Annotated in this window: 27 protein-coding genes; 10 read left to right on the forward strand and 17 right to left on the reverse strand. The window is 47.2% G+C overall.

Annotated elements, in window-relative coordinates; all coding sequences use genetic code 11:
• Positions 1–151: 151 nt before the first annotated feature.
• The 3 genes from AC5FXQ_RS16540 to glmM form a co-directional block, all read right to left on the reverse strand.
• On the reverse strand, positions 152–733 hold the full coding sequence (locus AC5FXQ_RS16540) for an LOG family protein (RefSeq protein ID WP_493603526.1): 582 nt from the start codon (positions 731–733) through the stop codon (positions 152–154).
• 98 nt (positions 734–831) lie between these two features.
• Positions 832–1,974: a cysteine desulfurase family protein gene (locus AC5FXQ_RS16545; RefSeq protein WP_493603527.1), complete on the reverse strand. Its 1,143-nt coding sequence runs from the start codon at positions 1,972–1,974 to the stop codon at positions 832–834.
• A gap of 135 nt (positions 1,975–2,109) precedes the next feature.
• On the reverse strand, positions 2,110–3,501 hold the full coding sequence (glmM, locus tag AC5FXQ_RS16550; protein WP_493603528.1) for a phosphoglucosamine mutase: 1,392 nt from the start codon (positions 3,499–3,501) through the stop codon (positions 2,110–2,112).
• A gap of 169 nt (positions 3,502–3,670) precedes the next feature.
• On the opposite strand from glmM, the gene mazG reads away from it, so the two are divergent.
• The 9 genes from mazG (at position 3,671) to AC5FXQ_RS16595 (ending at position 11,935) form a co-directional block, all read left to right on the forward strand.
• Positions 3,671–4,483, forward strand: coding sequence for a nucleoside triphosphate pyrophosphohydrolase (gene mazG / locus AC5FXQ_RS16555; protein ID WP_493603529.1), 813 nt, complete (start codon positions 3,671–3,673; stop codon positions 4,481–4,483).
• 562 nt (positions 4,484–5,045) lie between these two features.
• Entirely contained in the window at positions 5,046–5,921 is an 876-nt protein-coding gene (locus AC5FXQ_RS16560) for a MotA/TolQ/ExbB proton channel family protein (protein ID WP_076423275.1), read from the forward strand.
• A gap of 18 nt (positions 5,922–5,939) precedes the next feature.
• Entirely contained in the window at positions 5,940–6,545 is a 606-nt protein-coding gene (locus AC5FXQ_RS16565) for an ExbD/TolR family protein (protein ID WP_493603530.1), read from the forward strand.
• A gap of 77 nt (positions 6,546–6,622) precedes the next feature.
• Complete coding sequence (locus AC5FXQ_RS16570) at positions 6,623–7,090, forward strand: ExbD/TolR family protein (RefSeq protein ID WP_493603531.1); 468 nt, start codon at positions 6,623–6,625, stop codon at positions 7,088–7,090.
• Positions 7,091–7,093: 3 nt separating this feature from the next.
• On the forward strand, positions 7,094–7,918 hold the full coding sequence (locus tag AC5FXQ_RS16575; RefSeq protein ID WP_493603532.1) for an energy transducer TonB: 825 nt from the start codon (positions 7,094–7,096) through the stop codon (positions 7,916–7,918).
• Between the two features lie 197 nt (positions 7,919–8,115).
• Positions 8,116–8,958, forward strand: coding sequence for an energy transducer TonB (locus tag AC5FXQ_RS16580; protein WP_493603533.1), 843 nt, complete (start codon positions 8,116–8,118; stop codon positions 8,956–8,958).
• A gap of 112 nt (positions 8,959–9,070) precedes the next feature.
• A complete protein-coding gene (locus AC5FXQ_RS16585) occupies positions 9,071–9,325 on the forward strand; it encodes a hypothetical protein (protein WP_299991173.1) in 255 nt (84 codons plus the stop codon).
• 1 nt (position 9,326) lies between these two features.
• Positions 9,327–10,289, forward strand: a complete 963-nt coding sequence (locus AC5FXQ_RS16590; RefSeq protein ID WP_493603534.1) for a PstS family phosphate ABC transporter substrate-binding protein — start codon at positions 9,327–9,329, stop codon at positions 10,287–10,289.
• Positions 10,290–10,330: 41 nt separating this feature from the next.
• Positions 10,331–11,935 (forward strand): tetratricopeptide repeat protein, encoded by a 1,605-nt coding sequence (locus tag AC5FXQ_RS16595; RefSeq protein WP_493603535.1) that lies wholly within the window; start codon positions 10,331–10,333, stop codon positions 11,933–11,935.
• Between the two features lie 94 nt (positions 11,936–12,029).
• Here the strand turns inward: AC5FXQ_RS16595 and AC5FXQ_RS16600 are convergent, their stop codons facing one another.
• From AC5FXQ_RS16600 to AC5FXQ_RS16665, 14 genes are all read right to left on the reverse strand, one after another.
• Positions 12,030–13,115, reverse strand: coding sequence for an RluA family pseudouridine synthase (locus AC5FXQ_RS16600; protein WP_493603599.1), 1,086 nt, complete (start codon positions 13,113–13,115; stop codon positions 12,030–12,032).
• A 31-nt stretch (positions 13,116–13,146) separates the two neighbouring features.
• On the reverse strand, positions 13,147–13,755 hold the full coding sequence (locus AC5FXQ_RS16605; RefSeq protein WP_007657235.1) for an OmpH/Skp family outer membrane protein: 609 nt from the start codon (positions 13,753–13,755) through the stop codon (positions 13,147–13,149).
• Between the two features lie 31 nt (positions 13,756–13,786).
• Positions 13,787–14,449, reverse strand: coding sequence for an OmpH/Skp family outer membrane protein (locus AC5FXQ_RS16610; protein WP_493603536.1), 663 nt, complete (start codon positions 14,447–14,449; stop codon positions 13,787–13,789).
• 9 nt (positions 14,450–14,458) lie between these two features.
• A complete protein-coding gene (gene bamA, locus AC5FXQ_RS16615; RefSeq protein WP_493603537.1) occupies positions 14,459–16,936 on the reverse strand; it encodes an outer membrane protein assembly factor BamA in 2,478 nt (825 codons plus the stop codon).
• Positions 16,937–16,944: 8 nt separating this feature from the next.
• A complete protein-coding gene (gene uppS / locus AC5FXQ_RS16620) occupies positions 16,945–17,688 on the reverse strand; it encodes an undecaprenyl pyrophosphate synthase (protein ID WP_493603538.1) in 744 nt (247 codons plus the stop codon).
• Between the two features lie 60 nt (positions 17,689–17,748).
• Positions 17,749–18,555, reverse strand: coding sequence for a type IX secretion system protein PorG (gene porG / locus AC5FXQ_RS16625; RefSeq protein ID WP_493603539.1), 807 nt, complete (start codon positions 18,553–18,555; stop codon positions 17,749–17,751).
• A 47-nt stretch (positions 18,556–18,602) separates the two neighbouring features.
• Entirely contained in the window at positions 18,603–19,604 is a 1,002-nt protein-coding gene (locus AC5FXQ_RS16630) for a DUF6089 family protein (protein ID WP_493603540.1), read from the reverse strand.
• 122 nt (positions 19,605–19,726) lie between these two features.
• On the reverse strand, positions 19,727–20,614 hold the full coding sequence (locus AC5FXQ_RS16635) for an NAD kinase (protein ID WP_493603541.1): 888 nt from the start codon (positions 20,612–20,614) through the stop codon (positions 19,727–19,729).
• Between the two features lie 14 nt (positions 20,615–20,628).
• A complete protein-coding gene (locus tag AC5FXQ_RS16640; RefSeq protein ID WP_493603542.1) occupies positions 20,629–22,017 on the reverse strand; it encodes a POTRA domain-containing protein in 1,389 nt (462 codons plus the stop codon).
• A 14-nt stretch (positions 22,018–22,031) separates the two neighbouring features.
• The gene (locus tag AC5FXQ_RS16645) at positions 22,032–22,697 is read right to left on the reverse strand and encodes a CBS domain-containing protein (RefSeq protein WP_493603543.1); all 666 of its coding nucleotides are present in this window, start codon (positions 22,695–22,697) and stop codon (positions 22,032–22,034) included.
• Positions 22,694–23,470, reverse strand: coding sequence for an alpha/beta fold hydrolase (locus tag AC5FXQ_RS16650; protein ID WP_493603544.1), 777 nt, complete (start codon positions 23,468–23,470; stop codon positions 22,694–22,696). The genes AC5FXQ_RS16645 and AC5FXQ_RS16650 overlap by 4 nt, the downstream gene beginning before the upstream one ends.
• Positions 23,471–23,513: 43 nt before the next feature.
• On the reverse strand, positions 23,514–24,086 hold the full coding sequence (locus AC5FXQ_RS16655) for an anthranilate synthase component II (protein WP_493603545.1): 573 nt from the start codon (positions 24,084–24,086) through the stop codon (positions 23,514–23,516).
• Between the two features lie 5 nt (positions 24,087–24,091).
• Positions 24,092–24,610 (reverse strand): CvpA family protein, encoded by a 519-nt coding sequence (locus AC5FXQ_RS16660; RefSeq protein ID WP_493603546.1) that lies wholly within the window; start codon positions 24,608–24,610, stop codon positions 24,092–24,094.
• Positions 24,611–24,716: 106 nt separating this feature from the next.
• Entirely contained in the window at positions 24,717–25,178 is a 462-nt protein-coding gene (locus AC5FXQ_RS16665; protein ID WP_493603547.1) for a GatB/YqeY domain-containing protein, read from the reverse strand.
• A gap of 166 nt (positions 25,179–25,344) precedes the next feature.
• Between AC5FXQ_RS16665 and AC5FXQ_RS16670 the strand changes: the two genes are divergently transcribed.
• The gene (locus AC5FXQ_RS16670) at positions 25,345–26,058 is read left to right on the forward strand and encodes a pyridoxine 5'-phosphate synthase (protein WP_493603548.1); all 714 of its coding nucleotides are present in this window, start codon (positions 25,345–25,347) and stop codon (positions 26,056–26,058) included.
• The last annotated feature ends 1 nt before the right edge of the window (position 26,059 follow it).

Genomic DNA, 26,059 nt, shown 5'->3' on the forward strand with positions numbered 1-26,059 from the left:
AAAGAGAGGTCAGTTCGTCCTTAATCCATACAAACAGCATAGCTGTAACTGCGCAAAATTTGAACAGGTCGCTACCTGTCCCTACAAGCATTGCTGGTCATCAAGCGGCGAGGGCACAGCAATTAACAATCAGCAACTAACAATCAACAACTTATATCCTCTTAAAATCAACCCAGTAGTCAGATGTGGCGTCGGCGTAAGCCCTTATTCTCTCTAGCAGCACCTCAGCTTCACTTTCCACAATCAGGTTTTCGCGCTGGTCACCTTTCACAAAGCCTTCACTTACGGTATGATCAATCATCTCGAAAAATTTATCCCAATAGCCGTTTATATTATAGAAGGCCACCGGCTTTTTGATGATGCCTAGCTGATTCCAGGTGATGATTTCGCAGATCTCGTCGAATGTACCGAAGCCGCCGGGCATAGCGATAAATGCATCGGAACGAGCCGCCATGATGGCTTTCCGCTCGTGCATTGTCTCCACAACAACCAGTTCCTGCAGTCCTCGGTGAGCTACTTCCCTGTCAACCAGGCTTTGCGGAATAACGCCTATACCTATACCGCCACTAGCTAGCACGGCATCTGCAATCACACCCATCAGCCCCACGTTGCCGCCGCCGTATACCAGCTTTATACCTTGTGCCGCCATCAGTTCACCTAGTCGTGCTGCAGACTCACTGTACATTGGGTTTACACCTGCATTGGCTCCACAAAAAACGCCTATACTTCTCATTGCTATACCTTGTTCTCCTATAAATTTTTGTTCCACAAAGAAAGGCTCCAGCATTACTGCTGAAGCCTTTTAATATTTTGAAAGACGCCTGGCTATACCTAGGCCAGCTCCTTTTTATACATCTTGGCAAGTGTTTCGGCTACATAGTCGATCTCAGCCTCTGTGTTATACTTGCTGAAAGAGAAGCGAACAGAACCTCGAGCCTGATCTACGCCCAAAGCACGAAGCACATGCGAACCGGCATTGGCGCCGCTGCTGCAGGCACTTCCACCCGAAGCCGAAATCTTGGCGATGTCCAGGCTGAATAACAGCATTTCGTTGATATCAGAAGCAGGCAGACTCACGTTGAGCACGGTATACAAACTCTTGTCAGCAAACTCTGACATCCCGTTGAAGCTCACATCCTCCATCTGCTGACGTAGCTTGTAGATCATGCGGTCCTTCAGCCCCTGTATGCGCTTCTGGTGCTCCTCCATATCACGGTAGGCAATCTCAAGCGCCTTGGCCAGACCGATAATACCATACACGTTCTCAGTGCCGCCACGCATGTTTCGCTCCTGCGCACCACCCTGAATCAGCGGTTGAATTTTGGTGGCCGCATCACAGTACAGGAAGCCCACACCTTTTGGCCCATGAAATTTGTGCGCAGAACCGATCAGAAAGTTCGCCCCGATCTGCTGCACATCATGCTTGTAGTGGCCCATGGTCTGCACGGTGTCGGAGTGGAAAATAGCGTCGTACTTTCTGCAGATCTCCCCGATCTTTTCAATATCATTCAAAGTACCAATCTCATTATTGGCATGCATGATGGAAACGATCGTGCGTGGCTGATTAGCCAGCAGTTCCTCCAGGTGCTCCAGGTCCAGGTTGCCGCGTTCATCATGGCGCAGGTAGCTCAGCTGCACCTCTCCGTTCTTTTCCAGCATCTCCATAGTATGCAGCACGGCATGATGCTCCAGCTTCGTTGTGATGGCGTGCTTTATACCCAGCGAACGGCAGCTACAGACAATAGCAGCGTTATCAGCCTCAGTACCGCCGGAAGTGAAGAACACCTCCGCAGGCGACGTGTTAATCAAAGTAGCTACCGTGCGACGGGCCTTTTCGATAGCAGACCTCACCTCACGCCCATGTGAATGGATGGAAGAAGGGTTGCCAAAGTGCTCGAGCATAAAAGGTGCCATGGCATCAAAAACCTCTTTGTCCAGAGGGGTGGTAGCTGCATTATCTAAATAAACACGCATGATATTTTGTATTGGATTCTCTTAAACGAACTACTAAAGTATAAAAAAAAGTTGCGCCAATGGAGAAAAAGCTTGATTTCTCCTTTGGCGCAACCTCTGATTGCTAGTTAATTAATATGCTACAGCAACAACACATTACGCTTTTGTCGAAATGATCTCTTTGATGTCAGCAATGATCTTGTTGGCCAGGTGCTCGGCCGTAGCGTTGCTCTCCGATTCAGCATAAATGCGAATGATCGGCTCGGTGTTGGACTTACGAAGGTGCACCCACTCCTTGTCAAACTCAATCTTCACACCGTCAATCGTGTTGATCGGCTGCTTGGCATAGCGCTCCTGCATCTGGATTAGCACTTGGTCTACATCCACTTCAGGAGTCAGCTCTATTTTATTTTTGGAGATGTAGTAGTTCGGGTAGCTGGCACGCAGGCGCGTCATGCTCATACCTGACTTAGCCAGGTGTGTCAGGAACAAAGCTATACCTACCAGCGCATCACGACCATAGTGCAGTTCAGGGTAGATTATACCTCCATTACCTTCGCCACCTATGATAGCATTTTCCGCCTTCATCATATTCACCACATTTACCTCACCCACAGCAGCGGCAAAATAATTGCCTCCAGCCTTCTCAGTCACGTCACGCAATGCTCTTGTTGAGGAGAGGTTGGAAACAGTGTTACCCACCTGATTCTTCAGCACATAATCAGCCACAGCCACTAAGGTATACTCTTCACCGAACATGCTGCCATCTTCATTGATCAGGGCCAGGCGATCCACATCCGGGTCCACTACTATACCTAGGTCAAACTTGCCTTTTTCGATCACGCGGGAAATCTCGCGCAGGTTCTCTGGCAGCGGCTCCGGGTTGTGCGGAAAATTTCCGTCCGGCTCGCAAAACAGCTTCTCCACCTTATTTACTCCCAAAGCTTCCAGCAGCATCGGTATCGCTATACCTCCGGAAGAGTTGACACAGTCGATAGCTACGCTGAAGTCTTTTTCTTTGATAGCATTTACATCTACTAGCGGCAGTGCCAGAATAGCATCGATGTGCTTTTGCAAGGCTTCGTCATCACGCTGGTATTTACCCAGGTCGTTTACCTGCGCAAATTCAAAGGCTTCCTTGTCTGCCAGTTCCAGCACCAGTTTGCCTTCAGCATCAGAGATAAACTCGCCTTTCTGGTTGAGCAGCTTGAGCGCATTCCACTGCTTTGGGTTGTGGCTTGCTGTCAGGATGATACCGCCGCCAGCTTTATAGTCAGGCACGGCCATCTCCACAGTAGGCGTCGTTGACAGCCCCAGATCGACCACATTTATACCCAAGCCCTGCAGGGTCGCGCAAACCAGTTTGTTCACCATGTCACCAGAAAGGCGTGCATCGCGTCCTACAATGATGGTATTGTTGCCAGTAGTCTGCAACACCCAGGTACCGAAAGCGGCGGCAAACTTTACCACGTCCACGGGAGTGAGCGCCTCTCCGGCCTGCCCCCCAATCGTACCTCTGATTCCTGAAATTGATTTTATTAAAGCCACTACGAGAATATTTTTTTCAGCTGCAAAAGTAATAATTTAGTTTTAAGGTTTAGCAGTTTATGGAATTTAGCTGCTTACTGCATCTTATATTTAAAGAGTATCTTAGCACTAGCGCTGCAACGCTCTGCAGTACAACTTCGCCACAGATGATTTTACTATCTTTGTAATTATGAATGACACGCAAAAATTTGAAGATAGCCCACGAGGACGTCAATTACAGGCATTTGACCGCCTGCTGGACGTGATGGATGAACTACGCGAGAAATGCCCCTGGGACAGGAAGCAGACCATAGAAAGCCTGCGTCACCTGACTATTGAGGAAACTTATGAACTATCCGACGCCATTATCAGGCAGGATATGCAGGAGATAAAAAAAGAAATAGGAGACATAATGCTCCATATGGTTTTTTATGCTAAAATAGCCTCTGAGCAAAAGGCCTTTGACATAGCGGACGTCCTGAACTCACTTTGCGAGAAGCTTATTTTCAGACATCCGCACATCTACGGGGATGCTACAGCCAATACAGAAGAAGAAGTAAAGCAGAACTGGGAGCGCCTGAAGCTGAAAGAAGGCAACAAATCGGTGCTGGGTGGCGTACCAGCCTCATTGCCTGCGCTTGTAAAAGCCATGCGCATACAGGAGAAGGCCCGTGGAGCAGGTTTCGATTGGGATGACAAGTCTGAGGTATGGAAAAAGGTACAGGAGGAATTGAATGAATTTGAATCTGAGTTTAATACAGAAGACCTCCAGTCCATCGACCATCTAAAAGCAACCAGTGAATTTGGGGACCTGCTCTTTTCACTCATTAACTTTGCCCGCTTTATTGACATTAACCCAGAAGAAGCACTCGAAAAAACCAATCTGAAATTCATAGATAGGTTCCAGTACATGGAAGAGGAAGCCTCTAAAGATGGCAAACGACTACAGGACTTGTCCTTAAATGAAATGGACATTTACTGGAATCAGGCAAAAAAAAGATAGGCATGCATACATTTAAGTCAAACATGCATTATATTTATGATTCCATTTGTTCTCAGGCACGACTCAAGCAAACTTAGTTTCATTTATTTTTATTACAACCAAATAGTTTGAACGCTTTGCACTTCTCTAAATAACGCGCACCTGTTTTATTACTATTACAGGAACCCCACTTATTGCATGCATTATTGCCACGTTACAATCAGAGTTTATCGCTCCCCATTATGGTGCACAAACCTCTGTTTGACAGGCAATAAGAGGTATGGCAGGCTAAAAAGAGCAAGCTGTATGAAGTTTAAACTTTGGATAAGAATTTAAAATAAAATATATTTGTAAAGGCGCAATATTCGCCTTAGGCTAAAACAGAGAAAAATTTGTTTTAGACAGACTTTACGGTATTAAGTCGTGATTTTTCAAAATTTAAAGCTTGAAATCGTTTGAAAATTGCGGAAAAAGCAGAAATTGCAAAACCAATAAAGAACTAAATCCAAAACAATTACATTCTTATATTACACAATCGATTTAATTACAACACAAACAGCTAAACTTTAAACTTTTAAACAAAATGGAAAAAAAGACTGCAGTAGTGAGCAAAGATGCTAATGTAGAACAAAAGAGCGGTACAACTTCCTCTCTATTTGCCACTATCGTAATTCCGGTTGCATTTATTGCATGTGTACTTATCTATATGTTCGTATTCGGTAATCCTGCCAACTTTGAAGGCGGTGACAATGCGAACCATCCACTTCCAGACAACTACCTGGGTATTGTTTATAAAGGTGGTTGGGTAGTACCTATCCTTTTGACGCTTAACCTTCTGGTTTTCATCTTTGCGATCGAGCGTTCGCTTACAATCAGCAAAGCAAAAGGAACTAAGAACGTTGCCGGATTCGTACGTACAATCTCTCAGAAATTGAACCAGCGTGACATCAACGGTGCTATTGCTGCCTGCGACGCTCAGAAAGGTTCTGTTGGTAACGTAGTAAAAGCTGGTCTGCTTAAGTACAAAGAAATGCAGAACGAGCCAGAACTGCTTAAAGCTGAAAAAGTAGCCGCTATTCAGAAAGAAATTGAAGAGTCTACGTCACTGGAGCTTCCAATGCTGGAGAAAAACCTGGTGATTATCTCTACTATCGCTTCGGTTTCTACACTTACAGGTTTGATCGGTACGGTACTAGGTATGGTGAAGGCGTTCTCGGCTCTTGCAACAGCAGGTTCTCCGGACGCAGTAGCTCTTGCAAACGGTATCTCTGAGGCCCTTATCAACACGGCTCTTGGTGTAACTGGTTCTGCTATCGCGATCATTGCTTATAACTTCTTTACCAGCAAGATTGACGAATTAACTTACAGCATTGACGAAGCTGGCTTCAGCATCATCTCTACGTTCGCTTCGCAGCACGAAACTGCAGCAAACACTGTAAGACCTCATTCAACTATCTAATCGCTATAACCCAATAAAATGCCTAAAGTAAAAGTAAAAAGAACCAAACCGTCGTTGGATATGACGCCGATGGTGGACTTGGCCTTCTTGCTGGTTACTTTCTTTATGTTGACAACAAAGTTTGCTCCTGAAGAGGCAGTGGTTGTAGATACACCATCCTCTGTATCAGAGATCAAACTTCCTGACACCAACATCATCACCATCACGGTAGACAAAGAGGACAGAGTGTTCTTTGGTGTTGATGGGCAGGGAACTAAAGAAGCGTTGCTTGACAAGATGGGCTCCAAGTACGGCGTTAGCTTTACAGAAGAAGAGCGTAAGACCTTCTCTCTGTTGACCAACTTCGGTGTACCGGTGAACCAACTCAAGTCGTATCTGGCCATGGAGCCTGCTGATCGCAAAAACGTGAATCAGCCAGGTATACCAGTTGACTCAGCCAGAAATGAACTAGGTGACTGGGTACACCAGACCCGCTTAACAAACCCTAAAGTTGTGATCGCAATAAAAGGGGATGTGGATGTAAGCTATCCTACCGTAAAAAGAGTAATGGATACGCTGCAGGAACGTAAGATCAACAGGTTCAACCTGATTACGGACATGGAAAATAGACCTACTAACCTCTAATAAAAAGGAGCTAAAAAATGGCAGAAATACAAGAAAAAGCCGACTCCGGTAAAGGTGGTAAGAAAAGGGCCAAAAAAATGTCTGTCCATCTGGACATGACACCCATGGTAGACCTTGCATTCCTTCTGTTGACTTTCTTCATGCTTACTACTACGTTCAGCAAGCCACAGACCATGGAAATCAACATGCCTGTGAAGCCGGACACCGAAGATGAGCAAATTGCTCTGAAAGCGAGTAACGCAATGACGATTGTCTTAGGGGAGAATGACAGAGTATACTACTACTTTGGTCTCGGTGATCCAGCCGAAAATCCGGAAGTTCAAACAACCGACTACTCGGCCAACGGTATCAGAAAAGTATTGATTTCGCCTCAAGTGCGCGGAAATCAGAAAATGACGGTACTCGTTAAACCAATGGAGGGGTCTCGCTACAAGAACGTAGTAGATATTTTAGATGAATTGAAAATCACTGACACCAACCGCTTTGCTATTGTTGAGATCAACGACAATGACAAGCAGTTGATTCAGGACATAACTGGACAGTAACACATGGAAACTAGTAAGTTAGAAAAAGCATCGCTCGACGACATCGTCTTTGCCGGACGAAACAGAGCGTATGGCGCCTACCTACTACGTCGACTGTACAATAAGCATGTTACTACCGCAGCCATTATGGCTATCTCAATCTTTGCGCTTCTGATCAGTATTCCACTGATTGCTAAGTTATTTGAAGAAGAGGAAGTCGTGGTACCAGTAGAACGTATTGTAACAGAGGTAGAGTTAGCACCACCACCACCAATTGATGAAGCGACGCCGCCACCGCCACCGCCGCCACCAGATCTTCCACCGCCGCCGCCACCAGTGCGTGCACAGGTGAAGTTTACGCCTCCAGTAGTGAAGCGTGACGCTGAAGTTGTGGAAGAGGAACAAGTGCCAGATCAGAAGGAATTGGAAGACATCGACATTGGTACTAAAAACGTTGAAGGTGTTAAAGGTGCTCCACTTGATTTGGGAGACATCGACGGTACCAGCGATGTAGTTGCTGAAGTAGTAGAAGAAAAGCCATATACTTACGTGGAGCAGATGCCTGAATTCCCAGGTGGCGAAACCGAAATGATGAGGTATCTTGGCAAGAACATCCGCTACCCAGCTGCTGCACAACGTGCCGGTGTAGAAGGCCTGGTAGTACTTTCGTTCGTAGTAAGCCGCACAGGCGAAATCTCAGAAATTGAGGTTGTGAAGAGCCTGGGCTCTGGTACTGACGAAGAAGCTGTACGCGTTGTGAAAACAATGCCAAAGTGGTCTCCAGGTAAGCAGAACGGGCGATCAGTACCTGTTCGCTATACATTGCCAGTACGATTTGCTATCAAGTAAATCTGATTCCATAACAATAAAAAAAGGCCCTCCTAGGAGGGCCTTTTTTTATATGCGCTAGTTCACAAAGGGCCATGCATTATCTCAAAGAATGTATTGTATGAAAAAATAATAAGACGGCTTGTGGAAAAATAGCTAGTGGTGCATCTAATAAGAAAATGCAGGTAATACTGCTTCACTTCTAAAACTTATGCGCCATGAAAGAAAACTATTTATTCGACATGACCTTTAATAATGTAGTGTTTGCGGCAAGAAATAAAGCTTATGGAGCTTACGTACTCAGAAAGGATTACAGCAAGCACATTTTAACAGCGGCATTATTAGCAACAAGCATCTTTACTACTGGGCTTGGCTGGCCACTTATTATTGGTAAACATGAAATAACACATACAACGAAGCATGATTCTGAAAAGGATAAAAGGGTAATTATAATAGATCAACCGTTATTACCACCACCGCCAAAAGAGAATCCAGAACCAGTACAGCAAGCAGTAGTTCCTGTACAGGAAAAACAAATCAAAACTGTCAGAAATCCTACCCCTACTGTTGTACCAGATTCGCATCCTGGTCCGGATGAAGTCCCTCCTACTCAACAACAGATGGAAGGAGCCATCATCGGAACTCAAAATACCGATGGTGAATTATTAAGCAGTATAGATCTGGAAGGTATAGAAACAGACGTTAACACCGGCACAACAGGTCCTGCAGGCGGAGAAGGAAATAGTGTATTTGACTTTGCCGAGGAGATGCCTTCATTTGAGGGAGGGGAAGCAGCCCTTATGCGCTACATAGGTAAAAAAATACGCTACCCGCGTCAGGCAATCACGGAACAAATAGAAGGCATAGTTATTGTAAGCTTTGTAGTAAACCGAAACGGTAAAGTAACCAATGCAACTGTATTGAAAGGATTGGGCTTCGGAACCGATGAAGAGGCACTGCGAGTTATTGAAAGCTTGCCTGACTGGACACCAGGCAGACAAAATGGAAAACCTGTTGCAGTACGTTATACTCTACCAATACGATTCAACTTGCAACGATAAATCATAATATAAAGTATAAAGCAGAAGCTAATCTACACATAGCATGGCTTCTGCTTTAGTTTTTAAAGTATAAACCTTAAATTTAGGCCTACATATATAGGCAAACCTGAACATGCTACGACCAAGGCGAGAAGACGAAAAACCGTCTGTTACATTTTTCAACAAATTTGCACGCTATTTTGGCATGCTGATGACATTGGTATATGTAGCGCTGGGACTATTTATCATCTTCATGGATGAGGAGCAGTATAACCTGGACATGTCGCAAACGGCACGTACCATCTTTGGTGGAACGCTTATACTGTATGGCCTCATACGATTTGTGAGAGCATATCAGGTTAATTCCAAATCAAGGAGAGACAGATAAGATGATTAAAGCAGCCAAAGTGGTTTTGGGGCTCGGACTGGTTGCACTTGCAGCTTGTGGAGACAACCTTGAAACAAAACGCGACACCTCAACGACTGGTACCATCGGCATAAGCGTAGATGAGACCTTCCAACCAATCATAGAAAGCCAGGTAAGCACATTTGAGGGTATCTATAAATACGCCAATATAAATGCGCAGTACAAGGCAGAGGGCAAGGTATTTGAGGACCTGATCAATGACAGCACGCGAATCGCAATTGTATCGCGCAAGATGACAGATCAGGAAAAAGAGATTTTTGATCAGCGAAAGCTGACGCCCAGGTATACCAAAATTGCCATTGATGCCGTTGCTCTTATTGTTAACAACAAAAATCAGGATACTCTCCTGACTATGAACGAACTACGGGACATCTTTACAGGAAAGATTACCAGCTGGAAGCAGTTGAACCCTGAGAGCAGTTTGCGAGACATTGCCATCGTGTTTGACAACAACAACTCCAGTACAGCAAGATACATGCGTGATACGTTGATGGCAGGTCAACCATTGCCTCCTACAGCCTCCGCTAGTAACTCCCACCCTGCACTGATAGACTATGTTGCAAAAAACGAGAATGCAATTGGGGTGATTGGTGTGAACTGGATAAGCGACCGCGATGATACAACTTCGCTCAATTTTTTAAGCCAGGTGAAGGTAGTAGGAGTAAGTGCTGAAGATAATCCCGTAACAACAGATAGTTATTTTCAGCCGTACCAGGCTTACATTGCGCAGGGAGAATACCCGCTCAGAAGGTTCTGGTATATCATTAGTACTGAGGGCCGTGCGGGTCTTGGCACAGGTTTTGCATCCTATGTAGCAAGTGACCGTGGACAACGTATTATATTAAAGTCAGGGCTTGTGCCTGCCACTATGCCAGTACGTATAGTGGGCTTTAATAATAGAGCGAGTAAATTCAGACAGGATTAACCAATACAAACAATAATAACACAACCTAAATTAAACTAACAATGACAAATAACTGGAAATATGCTTTGCTGGTAGCTGCCATGTTCCCTACAGCAGCGGCATTTGCGCAGTCTGGCGATCAGGGCCGTAAAGCGGTTGACCTGGGGCGCTATCAGGAGGCTAAGTCTATTTATAAATCTCAGTTGAACAACAAGAACGCTGACAATGCTTATTTTGGACTGGGTGATGTATACCTCCGTTCTGAGAACATTGACTCAGCAGCCTACTACTTTAACCAAGGCTTGGCTAAGAACTCCAAGTCAGCCATCAACATGGTAGGACTTGGTAAAGTAGAAATGGCCAAAGGCAATCGTGCCGGCGCAGAGAAGCACTTTGCTGATGCTATGAAGCGTGGCAAAAAGGACTCTCACGTACTTGCTAGTATTGGTGAAGCTTATCTAATGGCTCCTGAGGCAACAGAGCAGGACTATAACAAAGCAATTGAGTACCTGAAGCAGGCAGTTGAGCGTGATAAGAATAATGCTGAGGCATATCTCTTGATGGGTGATGCTTATCTGAAGCTGGGCAATGGTGGTCAGGCTATGACAAGCTATGACAATGCCATCCGCATCAACGACAAGTCGCCAAAGGCTCACCTGAGAAGAGGCCAGCTTTACACTAGCTCACGTAACTATAATGAAGCAGAAGAAGCTTATAAGAAGGCAATCGAACTAGATCCAAACTATGCCCCTGCGTACAGTGACCTTGGTGAGCTTTACTACTTTGCCGGTCAGTATGACAGAGCCCTGTCTACATTCAAGCAGTTTGTAGACATGTCTGAAAACACGCCTGCAACTCGTGCTAAGTATGCCTCTTTCCTTTTCTTGACAAAAGATTATGAAGGTACGCTGCGTGAAGTACAGGAAGTGCTAAAATCGGAGCCTAACAACAAGACAATGAACCGTCTTTTGGCTTACTCATACCTTGAGCTTGGCAAACCAGAAGAAGCTCTTAAGGCAATGGAAAACTACCTGAGCAAGGTAGACCAGAATAGCCTGATTGCAAGCGACTACGAGTACTATGGCAGAATCCTGGCTAGAAACAACCAGCCTGCAAAAGCTGTAGAGAACCTGGAGAAAGCTATTGCATTAGAACCTACTAAACCAGAGCTTTACTATGACCTGGCTAATATGTATGCCCGTGAGAAGCAGTTTGACAAAGCTGTAGAGGTTTACAACAGAAAGCAGGAGAAACTGGGAGCTTCTAATACCGACTACTTCCACCTGGGTAACGCTTACATGATGGCTGAGCAGTACGAGAAGGCTGACGAGACTTATAAGAAGATCACGGACGCCAACCCTACTTATGCTTACGCACACCTGTGGAGAGCCCGTGCACAGTCTAACCTGGACCCTGAAACTGAGCAAGGTTTGGCGAAGCCTCACTACGAAGAGTTTATCAAGCTTACAAACGGTGAGAAAGAAAAATATAAGAAGGAGTTAATCGAAGCCAATACTTACCTGGGCTATTATTACTATTTGAAAGGTGAGCGTGACAACGCTATCAAACACTGGACAGAGGTAAAAACACTAGACCCAACTAATACACAGGCTGAAACGGCCCTGGCTGAGATCAACAAGACTCCCTCTCAAAAAAAGAGACGTTAATCTTAACCTGTAAATCAAGCATACAAAAAGCCCGCTCCTAATGGAGCGGGCTTTTTGTATGGCTATACCTAATCAAAAAAGTGATTCTAAGTTATTACTGATTTTCGTACAGTGACCACTTTTCGAGTGCCGCCTGAAAGTCATCCGGCAATTCAGAGTTGAATTGTATAAACTCCTTTGTAGTCGGATGAATAAAGCCTAGTGACTTGGCATGCAGCGCCTGCCGGGGCATTAACTTAAAAGCGTTCTCAACAAATGTCTTATAAGAACCTGTTGGCATACCCTGCAATATCTTATCTCCTCCGTAGGTGGCGTCTGAGAATAAGGGGTGCCCCAGGTACTTCATATGGGCTCTTATCTGGTGTGTCCGACCAGTCTCCAGGTTGCACTGCACCAGCGACACGTACTTAAACTTTTGCAGCACCTTGTAATGGGTTACGGCATGCTTCCCAAACTCTCCGTTCGGGTATACGGTCATTACTCTTCTATCCTTTGCACTACGTCCTACATGACCTACTATGGTGCCTTCATCCTGCTTTGGCACACCCCAAACTAATGCATAGTAGGTGCGCTCGATTGTGTGCTTAAAGAACTGCTTTGCCAGAAAAGCCATGCTGTACTCAGTCTTCGCAATCACAAGCAAGCCTGAGGTGTCTTTATCAATGCGATGTACAAGGCCAGGGCGCCCCTCTCCGTTGCGGGTAATCGGAAGTTGCTGCAGGTGATAGGTAAGTGCATTTACCAATGTCCCTGACCAGTTGTTAAATCCTGGATGTACCACCATACCTGGCTCTTTGTTAATGATGAGCAGCTCCTCATCTTCATACATGATATTAATCGGGATATCCTCCGGAATGATCTCAGTATCACGAGGAGGTGTAGCCAACGTAATGGTGATTACATCCAGCGGCTTCACCTTATAGCTTACCTTCACAGGCTTTTGGTTCACCTGTACTGATTCGGAGCGTATAGCGCCTTGTAACTTATTACGGGTCACATTAGGCAGCCGATCCATCAGGAACTTATCGATGCGCAGCAGCGCCTGGCCTTTATCCACCACAATACGGTGGTGCTCATACAATTCGTCTGAATCCTCTATACTGTCCTGCTCTTCTTCTTCAAAGTCAATCACGGTACTAGCTTTAGGTATAAACAAAAAGAAAGCCGAAGTATAGAACATCGGCTTTCCTGAACTCACAAAGGAGTACTACTTATTTTTTCTTCTTAGCTGGAGTTGTAGTTGCTGGCTTAGCGGCAGCTGGCTGCTGCTGTGGCTGTGCCTGCTGAGCTGCTGCTGGCTGCTTGTTAGGGTCCACGCCCAGTTTCTTGAATACCAGGTTATTGATGTTGCCGCTGTCAGGACCTTCCAAAATTGCCTGCTCACTCAGGATATAAAGGTAACCGTTCTCCTTCGCTACTTCTTTGATGGCATTCTCGATCTTTACAAGTACGGGCTGAATCAGTGACTGCTCTTTCTCACGAATAGACATCTGGGCATCGTACTGGAACTTCTGAATTGACTGCTCCAGGTTCACCAGCTCACGCTCTTTGTCTTCGCGCACTACTTTATCCATAGTGGAGGCGCCTTTCTGATAAGCCTGCAGTTTGTTGTTATACTCAGTCTCCTTAGTTGCAAACTGCTCCTGTAGTTTCTGTCCGTAAGTTTCCAACTCTTTCTGCATGGCTGTTCTTTCCGGCATCTTGCTCAGAATCTCTTCTACGTTAGCATATCCTATCTTAGTTGCCTGCTCGTTTGTCTGCGCAAAAGATGCGAAGCTGATAAAGAAAAACGCTACTACTAAAAATTTGATTTTGTTCATGATTGGATGGTTAATTTGTTATTCTTGTTGTTTAGTTGTTTGACTTCTTTTTTGTTGGAGGCGTCTTTTGCTTAGTCTGCTGCGTCTGATTCTCCTCGTTTTCTATACCTGTTTCAGGTAAACTGTTTGGATCGTCTACCAGTGCATCTTTCGGCTGCTTGCCTGGCACATTCTGCTTATCGGTAGCAAGTCCCAGCTCTTCCAGCACATACTCTGTATAATCATGCACCGGATTGGTATAGATCATGATCAGATCTCCTGATTTATCAAATACCGTTTGCAGGCCTCTTGCCTTAGCGACTTTCTCAACTGCAGTGAAGACTTCGTCCTGAATAGGTCTGATCAAATCCTGACGTCGCTTAAACATCATACCTTCAAAACCGAATACCTTGCGCTGATACTCCCGCACTTCATTTTCTTTGCGTGATATCTCAGCCTGGCGCTTCTTCTTCATTTCTTCGGTCAGAAGCACCTCCTCGGCCTTAAAGTCTTCCTTCATCTTCTCAACCGCCTGGTACATCCCCTCTATCTCCTTCTGCCAGGCCGCACTTTGCTTGTCTAGCTCCACCTGTGCTTTGGCGTATGCCGGCATCTTGCTCAGGATGAAGTTAGAATCAATATAGCCAAACTTCTGCGCCTGTGAAACAGTCGATAGGAAAAACCCGGCTAAAAAGATGAACAAAAACTTTTTCATACTAATTCATTATCGTATCTGCTGCCCGATCATGAAGTGGAACTGTCCACGCTTCATCTCCGGACGTCCTGGCACATCATCAAATCTCCAGCCGTAGTCAAAGCCCAACAGACCGAAGGCTGCCATGAAGATACGCACACCCACACCACCTGAGCGATACAGCTTAAATGGATTGTATCGGTCGTAAGATCCAAAGCTATTACCTGCTTCCAGGAATGTCAAACCATAGATCGTAGCTGCCGGGTTAGGAGAGATCAGATACCTCGCCTCCATTACAAACTTATTGTAAGCAACACCTCCTGTGTTGACCAAGGTTGGATCCGGGTTATTGATTACAGACTCGTCATCATAACCACGCAGACCAATATAGTCGGTGCCTACAAAAATGTTGGCGCCACCTAAACCGTTACCTCCTAATCTAAAACGCTCAAACGGACCAATACTTGTCTTCGAGTTGTAGTTGTTCAGGAAGCCAAAGTGGGCTCGTGTGTTCAATACCAAATTCCCTGCCAAATTCATGAAGAACGATGCATCGAGCATCCATTTATTGAATTCAACATACTCATAGTTGTTGCGCTGTTCAGAAAACAGCGAATAGGGTGGCGTCAGGTTCACACTAAGTGCAATATTAGAACCTCTGCGAGGGAATGTTGGGTTATCTATACTTACACGTGCCAGTGTGTTGTTCAGTGATATACTGTTCGATACACCATTGTTGAAACCACCAAACAGGTTGAAGTTTTTCAGGGTATAGCGGTTATAGCTCAGAGAGTGACTTAACTGGAAGAAGTTGTCTGGCCAGTTTAAGGTACGGCCTAAGCTAAGCGCGGCACCGTCTACGTTTAGGCGGCTATCCACATCAGCTCTTGGGTCACGGCGGATGGTTTTGAATACACTTGCCGTAAGTGAGTTTCGCTTACGACCACCTAACCACGGTTCTGTAAATGAGAAGGAGTAGGACTGGTAGAAGCGGCCGTTGGCCTGCACGTTCAGGTTCAGACGCTGACCATCGCCACTTGGAAGCGGTCTCCACTCCGACAGCTTAAACAACTTACGTGTAGAGAAGTTGTTCAGGGTAAGACCTACTGTACCTACCGCTCCGATCGGGCCACCCCAACCTCCTGAAAGGCTGATCTGGTCATTCGGACGCTCTGACACGGTATAGTTAATATCTACTGTTCCTTCTTCCGGGTTCGGCATTGGGTTCAGTCCAATTGTTTCAGGGTCGAAGTAACCTAAATTTGCCAGTTCATTTCGAGAGCGGATCAAATCTTCGCGGCTGTACTTCTGACCGGGCAAGGTACGGATCTCACGAAGCACCACATGGTCACTGGTTTTTGTATTGCCTGTCACCGTTACTTTGCTGATTGTCGCCTGCGGACCTTCTGACACACGCATCTCGATGTCGATTGAATCACCTTCCACAGTCACCTCTACCGGATCAATATTAAAGAACAAGTAGCCGTCATTTTGGTATAGCGCAGATACGTCTACACCCGCAGGATTATAGTTCAGGCGTTTGTCGAGTTCCTGCTTGTTGTATACATCACCCTTATTTATACCTAGTACACGGGTCAGGTATTCATCCTCGTACAGGTAGTTTCCGTTCCAGGTAATATTACGGTAGTAGTAGCGGTTGCCTTCATCAAGCGTGATTCGGATACCCAGACGATCTTCACTTGTATTATATACTGTGTCTGACACGATAATTGCATCACGATAGCCTTCTGAATTGTAGAAGTCTAGCAGAAGCTGCTTATCATTCTCGTATTCTGAGCGTTGGAATTTGGACGAAGTAAAAATCTTATAGAAGCGCTTTTCTTTGGTCTTCTTAAGTTGGCGGCGCAGTTTCTTGTCGGCAAATGCCTCATTGCCTTCGAAGATGATCTCAGAGATTTTTACTTTATCACCTCTGTCAATGTTAATGTTCAGCACCACACTGTTTGGCAGCAGCGAGTCAGGTCGCTGCACAATATTGATCTTGGCGTTGAGGTAACTCTTTTCAGCGTAATATTTGCGTATGACGTTACGCGTTTGGTTGAGCACAGCATCTGTTACCACTTTCCCCCTGATCAGGTTGATCTTCTCTCGAAGGGCATCCTGCTGCGATTTGTTGATGCCGTTGAATTCGAAACGAGACAGACGCGGGCGCTCTTTCAGGTCAAAGTTCAGGAAGATCTGGTTACCTTCGATGCGGGTTACGTACACGTCTACATCACCCAAGAGGCCCTGGTCCCACAACTTTTGAATGGCACGGCTTATGTCTTCGCCTGGTACCGTGATCTCGTCGCCAATCTTAAGACCAGTAATACCAGTAAGCGCAGTAGGATCCAGGAATTTGATTCCAGTAAACTCAATGCCCCCAATGCGGTACTGTTGGGGCTGACCGTAGTCAATCGTATTGCTCTGTGCTTGATTATTCAGAACTTGTGAAGAAGCTGTGCCTGTCATTAGCAGAAACACAAGCACCCAGATGCATCTTGTCATTAATATGTTCACTTTGTTAGTTGTTCACTTGTCTTGCCAAAGCGGCGTTCTCTTCTCTGGAAGGCACATATAGCTTCGTAGAGGTGCTCTTTGCGGAAATCAGGCCAGAGTAGCTCCGTAATATAGAGCTCCGTGTAGGCCAGCTGCCAAAGCAGGAAATTGCTGATACGCTGCTCCCCACTCGTACGAATCAGCAATTCAGGATCAGGTATACCCGCCGTAGAGAGATACTGCGCAATGGTGGCTTCACTTATATCAGTTGGTGCTATAGTACCATGACCCACTTCAACGGCAATTCGTTGCATGGCTTGTGCAATGTCCCAGCGACCACTGTAGCTTAGGGCCAGTACCAGGGTCATGCGGTTGTTATCCTTTGTTATCTCGATTGCTTCAAGCAATTCTTTCTGACAGGCTTTCGGCAGGCTTTCTGTATTTCCGATCGTCTGCAGCCGGATATTGTTCTTGTTCAGAGTCGCGGTTTCTTTTCTGATAGTAGATACCAGTAGTTGCATCAATGCGGAAACCTCTGTTGCCGGCCTCGACCAGTTTTCGGTAGAGAAGGCGTACAGGGTTAGATATTCGACTCCCATCTCCGCTGCGGCTTCCACAGTTTCACGAACAGCCGTGATAGCACTCTGATGACCGAAAATTCGCAGGCCGCCACGTTTCTTTGCCCATCGTCCATTCCCGTCCATGATAACGGCAATGTGTCTTGGCAAATTGTCTAAATCTACTTGTTCCCTTAAATTCATTAAACCACAATTTCCTTGCAAGTTACAAAAAGCAAGATAATTTAATGAAATTTTAGCGGGTTAATCTAGTATTCCGGCTTTGCGTTTGTAAACAGGCGGGCAGTTAAGTCGATATAGTGTGTAAGAAAGGCTTATACCGTTATAGAAGTACATATCTTTATCGAAGGGATTAGCATACGCCTTCGAGTTGCTCGCCCCCAGTTCTGTGGCTAGCAATCCAGATCCATTCTCTTGCAGATAGTCCAGATTATCTGTAAACATAAAGCGAGGACCGAACTCCAGGCCCAGATTCCAATGCTTGCTGAGCGCATACTTCACACCCACTCCAAAAGGAATAGTAACGGCGAATTTGTTGTCGAATGGTTCCATCACATCGCCCTGGCGGGAAAGCTGATGGTTATAGTTGAGCAATGCGGCTCCTATGAAGAAGTAGGGCGACACGCGGTGTGGCTTACGAACATCTTCGTAGTAATCGAGAAAGTTGTACTCTATACCTAGCGAAAATTCCAGCATACTCAGTTTCAATTCTGTGTCACGCCAATCGTGGTGGGGCAGATTTTGAGACTCATCTTTGAATGCCTTGTCGTTAAATATGCGATGACTGCCCATAAAGGCTGCCTTGAGCGTTATGGGCGCTGAAATATCATGACGATAGAAGATCGTCATGGCAGGCTGGTTGCTCAGAAAACGATAATTGGGTGATATTTCACCAACATAATTGGCTCCGCCTATGCCGACACCAATCTCACTGGTGGTTACTGGCTTGATCTGCTGCAGCTGAGCCGTAGCAGTATTGCATAAAAAGACGCTCCCAATTTGCAGTAGTACACAAATAAGGAGCGTCTGTCTGAATGTATTCAAAATCATGTATTTTTTACGGAGTTTAGGAAAACAACGCACTATACTCCGTTATATTATCTGAATTTAGGTCTTCTTACACGTGGGTTCAGAATATAGTTCAGGCCCAGGCTTGTCTGGATGTACCAGTCATTGTCAGAACTGTTACCTCGTGTGCGGTTGTTGCTGGTGCCATATGGACGCAGGCGGCTAAAACCATTAGGCTCTGTGATCAAGTCATTTGTAAAGCCTGACTCAGCACTTCTGTCAGAGAAAATAACAGAGGCATTGCGATTATCTACGTTGTTACCTTCGCTTAGCAACACATTTTTGTCTACGTGAGCAGTACTTACGTCATCCAGGTAGTCGGTGAAAGTGGCTCTCCAACCTACCTCGAAGCTAAAGTCCCAGTTACGATCCAGCTTGTATCGTACGCCAAGGCCAAACGGAATGGCAACCTGCACACGGCTGTATGGGCTGCTTACAGTACCTGGATGATCTACGAACTGACCTTCTGTACCAAGTGGCTGCAAGGCATACCAACCAGAAGGTATATCCTGATCAGCTGACAAGCCTGGATGAGAACCGTTTTCATAATACGCTTTCGGGTTATGGTGCATCACTGCCACACCAATGAAACCATAAGGCACGAAGTCTGGACGACGACGGTAGTAGTTACGGTTTTCGAAAAGGTCAATGATTGCTACAGCGCTCAGTTCTTTGATGTCGTTGCGGAAAGACAGGTTACGTCTGTATCGGCCTAAGTTCTCCCCTTCATCAGGTCCCGCTGCCAGGGCGTCATCACCCGCAATGCGGTTCCAGTTGAAAGCCACACGCGATGAAATACGCGGGAAGTGACGGTGCGTATAGTTAATACCCACACTCGGGCGAGTAGACTTGATGCGCATACTCGTAAAGTTTGGCTGAGGCACCAGGTCGCCGAAGTAGTTAGACGCACCGAGCTGGATACCCACTGTGGAGTACTCCTTTCGCTTAGTAAAACGCTGTGCTTCAGCCTCTATGGCCACAGTGGTAAGCACAACAGTAAGTAATAAAAACAGCGTAGTAAATCTCTTCATAGCGAACCAATTTCTTTTAAGCGTATTCCGCAGGCTTATAATTCATCCAAATTAAACCATTGTGACAAAAATAGAAATAATTTTCTGGTATAAAAATTTGTATATTAAATATTGAATATAATTTACCTAAAAATATTTGTTCTTTTATCAAGGCCCCAATTTAACTTACCACGTAGCGTGGTCAGGAAATTTACGTGATGCAGTTTGACAAGTCGTGCCACAAAATTCTCTCGTCGCACCGCTATCTGAACTGACATGTCTACTGGAACGGATCTTGAGTCGAGCGAGGCCAGGTATGTGCTGCTGCGCCCTTCTACTTCAAAAGAGATAACGCTCCGGTCTGACACGATCATGGGCCGCACATTCAGGTTGTGAGGGCATACGGGTGATATAACGAAATTGTTGGTCTGTGGCAATACCAGCGGACCGCCGCAGCTAAGCGAATAGCCCGTCGATCCGGTTGGGGTAGCCACCACCAGCCCGTCAGCCCAGTAAGTGTTCAGATACTCCCCATCTATATACGCATGTACAGCTATCATGGACGAGGAATCACGCTTGAGCAAACTGAACTCATTCAGCCCGAAATTAATGCCATCAAAGATTTCCAGGTCAGAATCTACCCGGATCAGCGCCCGGTCATCGAAGGTATAGTGGCCTTTGAACAGGGCATCGAGTGCAAGGTTGATGCTGTCGTGGGCAATCGTGGCCAGGAAGCCGAGGCGACCCGTGTTGATACCCAGGATTGGAATCTGGAGCGCCCCCACGTAGGTGACAGTGTCCAGCAAGGTGCCGTCACCGCCCAGGCTCAGTACAAAGTCTACGCCATCCAGGCTATCGCCACGGGTGAAAGTAGGTATACCCTCGGGCAGGTTGATGCGATTCTGCAGAAACAGACTAAAGTGCTCCACCACCAGAATATCGGCTTTACGGCGCTGCAGTTCGTCAAAAAGATTCTGAATAAACGGACCGTACTCTTCGTCAAAGGGTTTTCCCAGTATAGCTATCTTCATATATCTTCTTTTCGTTAAAAGGGGAAACGGCCACTAAAGTATAAGCCGCCATTACCTTCGCGATTCAGGGTATACTCTGCCCGAAACACAAAGTCATAAAAGGTGACCAGGTGCAGTCCCGCTCCCGCTCCTGCCAGCAGCCGGTTGGCCAGTGGGTTGCCTTTATCAAATACATCGTCGGCTACGTAACCGGCGTCAGTAAAGACGTTGGCATACAGAGCTAATGGCACCTTGTTGAACTTGGGACTCCGAATAAACTTCAGGTGCACCCCCTCATGCTGAAAGAGCTCCCGGGTTAGTCCCTGCTTAAACAATCCGAAGTGCTGCCCGCCAACCACCTGCAGCTCATACCCCCGCACCAGCGACCGAAAACCAAGCGCTACATTATCAGCGTAAGCATAGCGGCGTGATAACCGGGTTTGCGCTTCGCCACCCACAAAATAATAATATTTACCTGATAAATGGCGATAATCCACATACTTTGCGCGCAGAGTTGTGATAGGCGTTCCATTTCCGTTCATAAAAAACGTCTGAGCGGCTATAGCTTCAAAATAACTACCAGTGAGCGGGTAAATAAAGGAGTTGCGCATGTTCACCACTTTCGACAGCTCCACTCGCAGATACTGCCGGTGACGACCATCGTCACTGTAATATACCGGATTAAGCACCAGCACAGTATCGGCCACCTGTTCCTGCACATAAGTTAGCCGTAGCCCTTCCTGCCGCTGAACACTCTGCCTGTGTGTGAGACCAGTCGTGAGCAGGGTGCGCTGAATTGGCACACCGCTCTCCTGCACAAAGAACCGCTGCCGATTATTCACTGTGCGGTAATCAATGGCACGGCTCCTGTAGTCAGCCACCCCAAAGTCCATACCCAGCTTATGGGCACGGCTGACGTAAGGCACCCGATAGATGAACTCCAGCCGTTTATTGAAGCCCTGCTGCAGCCTGACACGCACCTCTTCATTGCGCCCTCTGAAATTGCGCCTGATCAGGTTGATTCCATAGTCGACACGCCCCCAGTCGCGGCGCTCAAGCCAGGCGTTGAAGTTGCGGTCAGCCAGGTCGAAGATAGGAATCGGGTATAGGTACCAGCGCTCCTGCATGGTATAGGTCACCGTCACCCGCCCTTCGAGGCAGGTATAGGTATAGCCTACTTCGTGAAAAAGCCGCAGGTTAAACAGTCTTCTGCGATTCTCCTCCAGCCTGTCCTCCAATTCAGCTGTAGCCAGGGTATCGCCCGGAGCGATATTGAGCTCAAAGAGGAGCATACGGCTTTTGCTGACCTCGTTGCCCTTAAAGCCGATGCTGTCGATCACAATAGATTCGGTCAGGCAGGACTGCGCTGCTAAGGTATAGCAAAGCAGACTAAAGCACAGCAGCAAGAAAGTGCGAAGGATCACGGACTGGGACAGGGCTATATGTCCAGGTACTTGAACAACATATCCAGGCGGTCACGGCCAACGTCATATTTGGACCCGTCCTGGAATTGCGCCGTCACCCGGTATTCGAATCGCTCGAGTGTGGCGATAATGCGCGTAAGATCGGTTGTATTGAGTTTGAGCGTCAGCTTGATATTGTAAGGGTCCACCTCGTCAGGCGATACATAGGCGCTCAGTATCTTGACATTCTCCTCCTCTATCAGGCGGCTGATCTGCCCAAGAGAGTAGTCCCGCTCCTGCATGGTGAGCACCAGTATACTACCCTGCCCTTGCAAGGCGGACATCTGTCCGAAGGCAGCCAGGGTATCGTTGATGGTGATAATGCCCATGTAATCCTGCTCTTCGTCGAGCACGGGCACGACCTGAATCTTGTTTTTGATGGCGGCCTCCATCACATCATAGAAATGCTGATGGTGCATCACAAACACATCCTGGTAATCAAGTTTAACCTGCTCCAGTGTCTGGCTGCGGTCTGGGAGCTCGATCAGATTGGTTTCGGTGGCAAGCCCCATGTACTTGCGGTTGCGGGACACGGGCAGTTCGTTTACGCGGAACTCATCCATCCATCGCAAGGCTTTGTCGACGGTGTCGTAAAGCTTAAGCGGCGGTATCATTTGGTTGATGAGTTCTTCTGCGATCATGTGGCTGTTTCCCTTGCTTCTGTTTTGGCCAAAAATTTATCTAAGATACTGTTAAACCGCTCCGGATGTTCCATCATAGGTGCATGTCCGCACTTATCTATGAAGTAAAGCTCCGAGCCCGGCATCAGCCTGTTGAACTCGTGCGCAACAAGCGGAGGAGTGATCGTATCATTCAATCCCCATATCAACAACGTAGGCACCTTTATGTTTGTGATATCCTTCGCCATATTATGCCGCTGTGCCGACTTGGCTATAGCGATAATACGCAAACACTTGGCATTGCTGTTGGTAATATCGAATACTTCGCCTACAAGTTCTTTCGTAGCTGTTTCCGGGCTGTAGAAGGTATACTCCACACGCTCCTTTACATATTCGTAGTTGCCGCGCTTCGGGAACGATCCGCCCATCGAGTCCTCGAAAAGGCCCGAGCTACCGGTCAGCACCAGGCGTTTCACTGTAGTGGGGTTTTTCAAGGTATAGACCAGCGCCACGTGCCCGCCCAGCGAGTTGCCCAGTAGTGTGAGGTCGCTCAGGTTCTTAAATTTAACAAAATCCTCGATAAAAGAAACTAAGCCAGGCACACCCGCTTTATGAAGTGCCATTTCGTAGATAGGCATCAGCGGAATAACCACACGGTAATTTTTAGAAAAGTGATCCACTACGCCGTTCCAGTTGCTGAGGGCTCCGAACAAGCCGTGCAGCAATAGCAGCACCTCTCCTTCTCCTTCGTCTATGTACTGAAATTCGTCTTCGTGTTTGATCTGTAGATCCATTCCTGAAATTCGTAAAAGTAATGTGTTTTATAAAATCCGGCTGCTACCGACCTGCAATATTAGCAATACTAAGCCAATTTCGCAGCATATCGAGCCCATAAGTCGTGAGGGCCGCCTCCGGATGAAACTGCAGCGCATGCAGCGGCAGTGTACTGTGCCTGAAGGCCATCAGCTCCCTTTCGGCTGTATACGCAAGCGGCACAATACTGTCAGGCCAATGTTTCAAAACAAGCGAATGGTAGCGCACAACGGGCATTTTGGAGGGCAGACCGGCGAACAGCGGATCAGCCTCGCAACTGATCTCCGAGACTTTACCGTGCATCGGTTTTATACCTTTGTCAAGCCGGGCTCCGAAAAACTCACCGAGCGCCTGATGCCCCAGGCAGATTCCCAGCATGGGCACTTTGTCATGGTAATGCCGGATCACGTCCATCATCACACCCGCCTGCTGCGGCTCTCCCGGCCCCGGCGATAACACGATACCCTCAATCGGAAGCGCCTGTACATCCTCCAGTTTCACATCATTGCGCAACACATGCACCTCCACTCCTAACTGACCAAAGTAGTCAACGAGGTTGTAGGTAAAAGAGTCAAAATTATCGAGCAGGAGAAGCATACTGCTTAGAAATGCTCCTTCAGCGAAAGTAGCAGCGATTTCACAAAGGGCAGCACGTAGCTCATAACGCTAAGGGCATAGGGAGTCGTCTTGACCACAAAGGGATATACTGTAGAACTGGCAGCTGTTTCGGGCGTGATGGCTATACCTGCCATCTCCGATACGTATAGCAACAGACTCAGTGCCAGCGTCCATTTCAAGGCGCCAAGCAACCCGCCCAGTATGTTGTCAAACAAACCAAAAGGAGTAAAGTCAATCACTTTTTTGAGCAGGATGCCCAGCACCCGAACCCCCAGAATAATAGCCACAAAGATAACCAGGAAGGTAACGAAAGGCAGCAGGCCACCGGCGTCGCCGATGTACTCTTTCATGATGGGCAGGCCGGAATCAAGCAACTTGAGGCCGAGCAGAATGCCCAGCACAAGCGCAAAAAGCGAGATCAGTTCGAGCAAAAGACCTTTGCGGAAGCCCATGAAGGCGCCGAACAAAATAGGTATAGCCAGAAAAATATCGAAGGTACTCACGGGATAGAAAAATTAAAGGCAGAAGCGAACACCTGTCGCCCCTGCCTTCAAATATAATGCAATTGCAGCAGTCGCCCTAGTATGGGGCCCGCAAAAAATCCAGCTGCTAGAAATCGGTGTTGTTAAGCAAATCGCCTACAGCCTTCGAAATAGCGCGTCCGTCAGCCTGCCCGGCCAGTTCGCGGGAAGCAACACCCATTACTTTGCCGAGGTCAGACGGGCCGGTTGCGCCCACTCGCTGTATGATGTCCAGCAGGCGAATGCGCAGGTCACCCTCGTCGAGCTGCTTTGGCAGGTATTCTTCTATCACGGCCAGTTCAGCCAGCTCTACCTGCTCCAGGTCGGGGCGCTGCTGCTGGGCGTATACCTCCGCTGACTCGCGACGCTGCTTGGCGGCTTTGGTGAGCAGCTTCATCTCTGTGTCTTCGCTTATACCTTCGGTACCGCCTTTTTCGGTCTCGGCCAGCAGGATCAGGGATTTGATGCTGCGGAGCGCCTGTAAGCGGGCTTTGTCTTTGGCCAACATCGCCTGCTTGATATCGGCTTCAATGCGTTGTTTTAAACTCATAGTTTTATGGTTGATTGATTGTTTACAGCAAGTGATGCACCTCCTGCCTATACTTTATACACTACTACGGCCAAAGCCATAGGTTATCATCTTAAGCAAATTTCCACTAATTTAGTCTTTCCGTAAGCATACGTATCACCAGCCTGCGGGCTACAACACACATACCATGACCAAACTCAGTGTAAATATAAACAAAATAGCCACACTGCGGAACGCCCGCGGTGGCGACAGACCCAATGTAGTACAGGCGGCTAAGGACTGCGAGCGATTCGGCGCCGAAGGTATAACCGTGCACCCACGCCCTGACGAGCGCCACATCCGCTACCGCGACGTGTATGATCTGAAAGAGGTAGTGACCACCGAGTTTAATATTGAAGGCAACCCGACCCCTGATTTTCTGAAACTGGTAAAGGACGTGCGCCCTGCACAGGCGACACTCGTGCCGGATGCACCTGACGCCATCACCTCCAACGCCGGCTGGGATACGCTGGAGCACAAGGACTTCCTGACAGATGTGATCGGTGAGCTGAAGGAGCTAGGTATACGCACTTCTATTTTCGTGGACCCGGATGTACGCATGATCGAAGGCGCCTCTTTAGTAGGCACAGACCGGGTTGAGTTATACACTGAGGCCTATGCCAAAGGGTACCCGACTAGCCCTGAAGAAGCGATACGGCCATACCTGGTAGCGGCCCAGAGAGCGCAGGAATTCGGCATCGGCCTCAACGCCGGCCACGACCTTGATCTTGATAACCTGAAGTACCTGAAGGACACACTGCCTGGCCTGCTGGAGGTAAGCATCGGGCATGCACTCATCTGTGACGCGCTGTACTTCGGGCTGGAGAACACCATCCAGCTATACCTGCGTCAACTCAAATAGC

The organism is Pontibacter sp. LHS1, from assembly GCF_058932855.1.

Coding starts and splice junctions, on each gene's coding strand:
- AC5FXQ_RS16540 (WP_493603526.1), bottom strand. CDS start 733: ATGAGAAGTATAGGCGTTTTTTGTGGAGCCAATGCAGGTGTAAACCCA.
- AC5FXQ_RS16545 (WP_493603527.1), bottom strand. CDS start 1,974: ATGCGTGTTTATTTAGATAATGCAGCTACCACCCCTCTGGACAAAGAG.
- mazG (WP_493603529.1), top strand. CDS start 3,671: ATGAATGACACGCAAAAATTTGAAGATAGCCCACGAGGACGTCAATTA.
- AC5FXQ_RS16560 (WP_076423275.1), top strand. CDS start 5,046: ATGGAAAAAAAGACTGCAGTAGTGAGCAAAGATGCTAATGTAGAACAA.
- AC5FXQ_RS16565 (WP_493603530.1), top strand. CDS start 5,940: ATGCCTAAAGTAAAAGTAAAAAGAACCAAACCGTCGTTGGATATGACG.
- AC5FXQ_RS16570 (WP_493603531.1), top strand. CDS start 6,623: ATGTCTGTCCATCTGGACATGACACCCATGGTAGACCTTGCATTCCTT.
- AC5FXQ_RS16575 (WP_493603532.1), top strand. CDS start 7,094: ATGGAAACTAGTAAGTTAGAAAAAGCATCGCTCGACGACATCGTCTTT.
- AC5FXQ_RS16580 (WP_493603533.1), top strand. CDS start 8,116: ATGAAAGAAAACTATTTATTCGACATGACCTTTAATAATGTAGTGTTT.
- AC5FXQ_RS16585 (WP_299991173.1), top strand. CDS start 9,071: ATGCTACGACCAAGGCGAGAAGACGAAAAACCGTCTGTTACATTTTTC.
- AC5FXQ_RS16590 (WP_493603534.1), top strand. CDS start 9,327: ATGATTAAAGCAGCCAAAGTGGTTTTGGGGCTCGGACTGGTTGCACTT.
- AC5FXQ_RS16595 (WP_493603535.1), top strand. CDS start 10,331: ATGACAAATAACTGGAAATATGCTTTGCTGGTAGCTGCCATGTTCCCT.
- AC5FXQ_RS16600 (WP_493603599.1), bottom strand. CDS start 13,115: ATGTTCTATACTTCGGCTTTCTTTTTGTTTATACCTAAAGCTAGTACC.
- AC5FXQ_RS16605 (WP_007657235.1), bottom strand. CDS start 13,755: ATGAACAAAATCAAATTTTTAGTAGTAGCGTTTTTCTTTATCAGCTTC.
- AC5FXQ_RS16610 (WP_493603536.1), bottom strand. CDS start 14,449: ATGAAAAAGTTTTTGTTCATCTTTTTAGCCGGGTTTTTCCTATCGACT.
- bamA (WP_493603537.1), bottom strand. CDS start 16,936: ATGACAAGATGCATCTGGGTGCTTGTGTTTCTGCTAATGACAGGCACA.
- uppS (WP_493603538.1), bottom strand. CDS start 17,688: ATGAATTTAAGGGAACAAGTAGATTTAGACAATTTGCCAAGACACATT.
- porG (WP_493603539.1), bottom strand. CDS start 18,555: ATGATTTTGAATACATTCAGACAGACGCTCCTTATTTGTGTACTACTG.
- AC5FXQ_RS16630 (WP_493603540.1), bottom strand. CDS start 19,604: ATGAAGAGATTTACTACGCTGTTTTTATTACTTACTGTTGTGCTTACC.
- AC5FXQ_RS16635 (WP_493603541.1), bottom strand. CDS start 20,614: ATGAAGATAGCTATACTGGGAAAACCCTTTGACGAAGAGTACGGTCCG.
- AC5FXQ_RS16645 (WP_493603543.1), bottom strand. CDS start 22,697: ATGATCGCAGAAGAACTCATCAACCAAATGATACCGCCGCTTAAGCTT.
- AC5FXQ_RS16650 (WP_493603544.1), bottom strand. CDS start 23,470: ATGGATCTACAGATCAAACACGAAGACGAATTTCAGTACATAGACGAA.
- AC5FXQ_RS16655 (WP_493603545.1), bottom strand. CDS start 24,086: ATGCTTCTCCTGCTCGATAATTTTGACTCTTTTACCTACAACCTCGTT.
- AC5FXQ_RS16665 (WP_493603547.1), bottom strand. CDS start 25,178: ATGAGTTTAAAACAACGCATTGAAGCCGATATCAAGCAGGCGATGTTG.
- AC5FXQ_RS16670 (WP_493603548.1), top strand. CDS start 25,345: ATGACCAAACTCAGTGTAAATATAAACAAAATAGCCACACTGCGGAAC.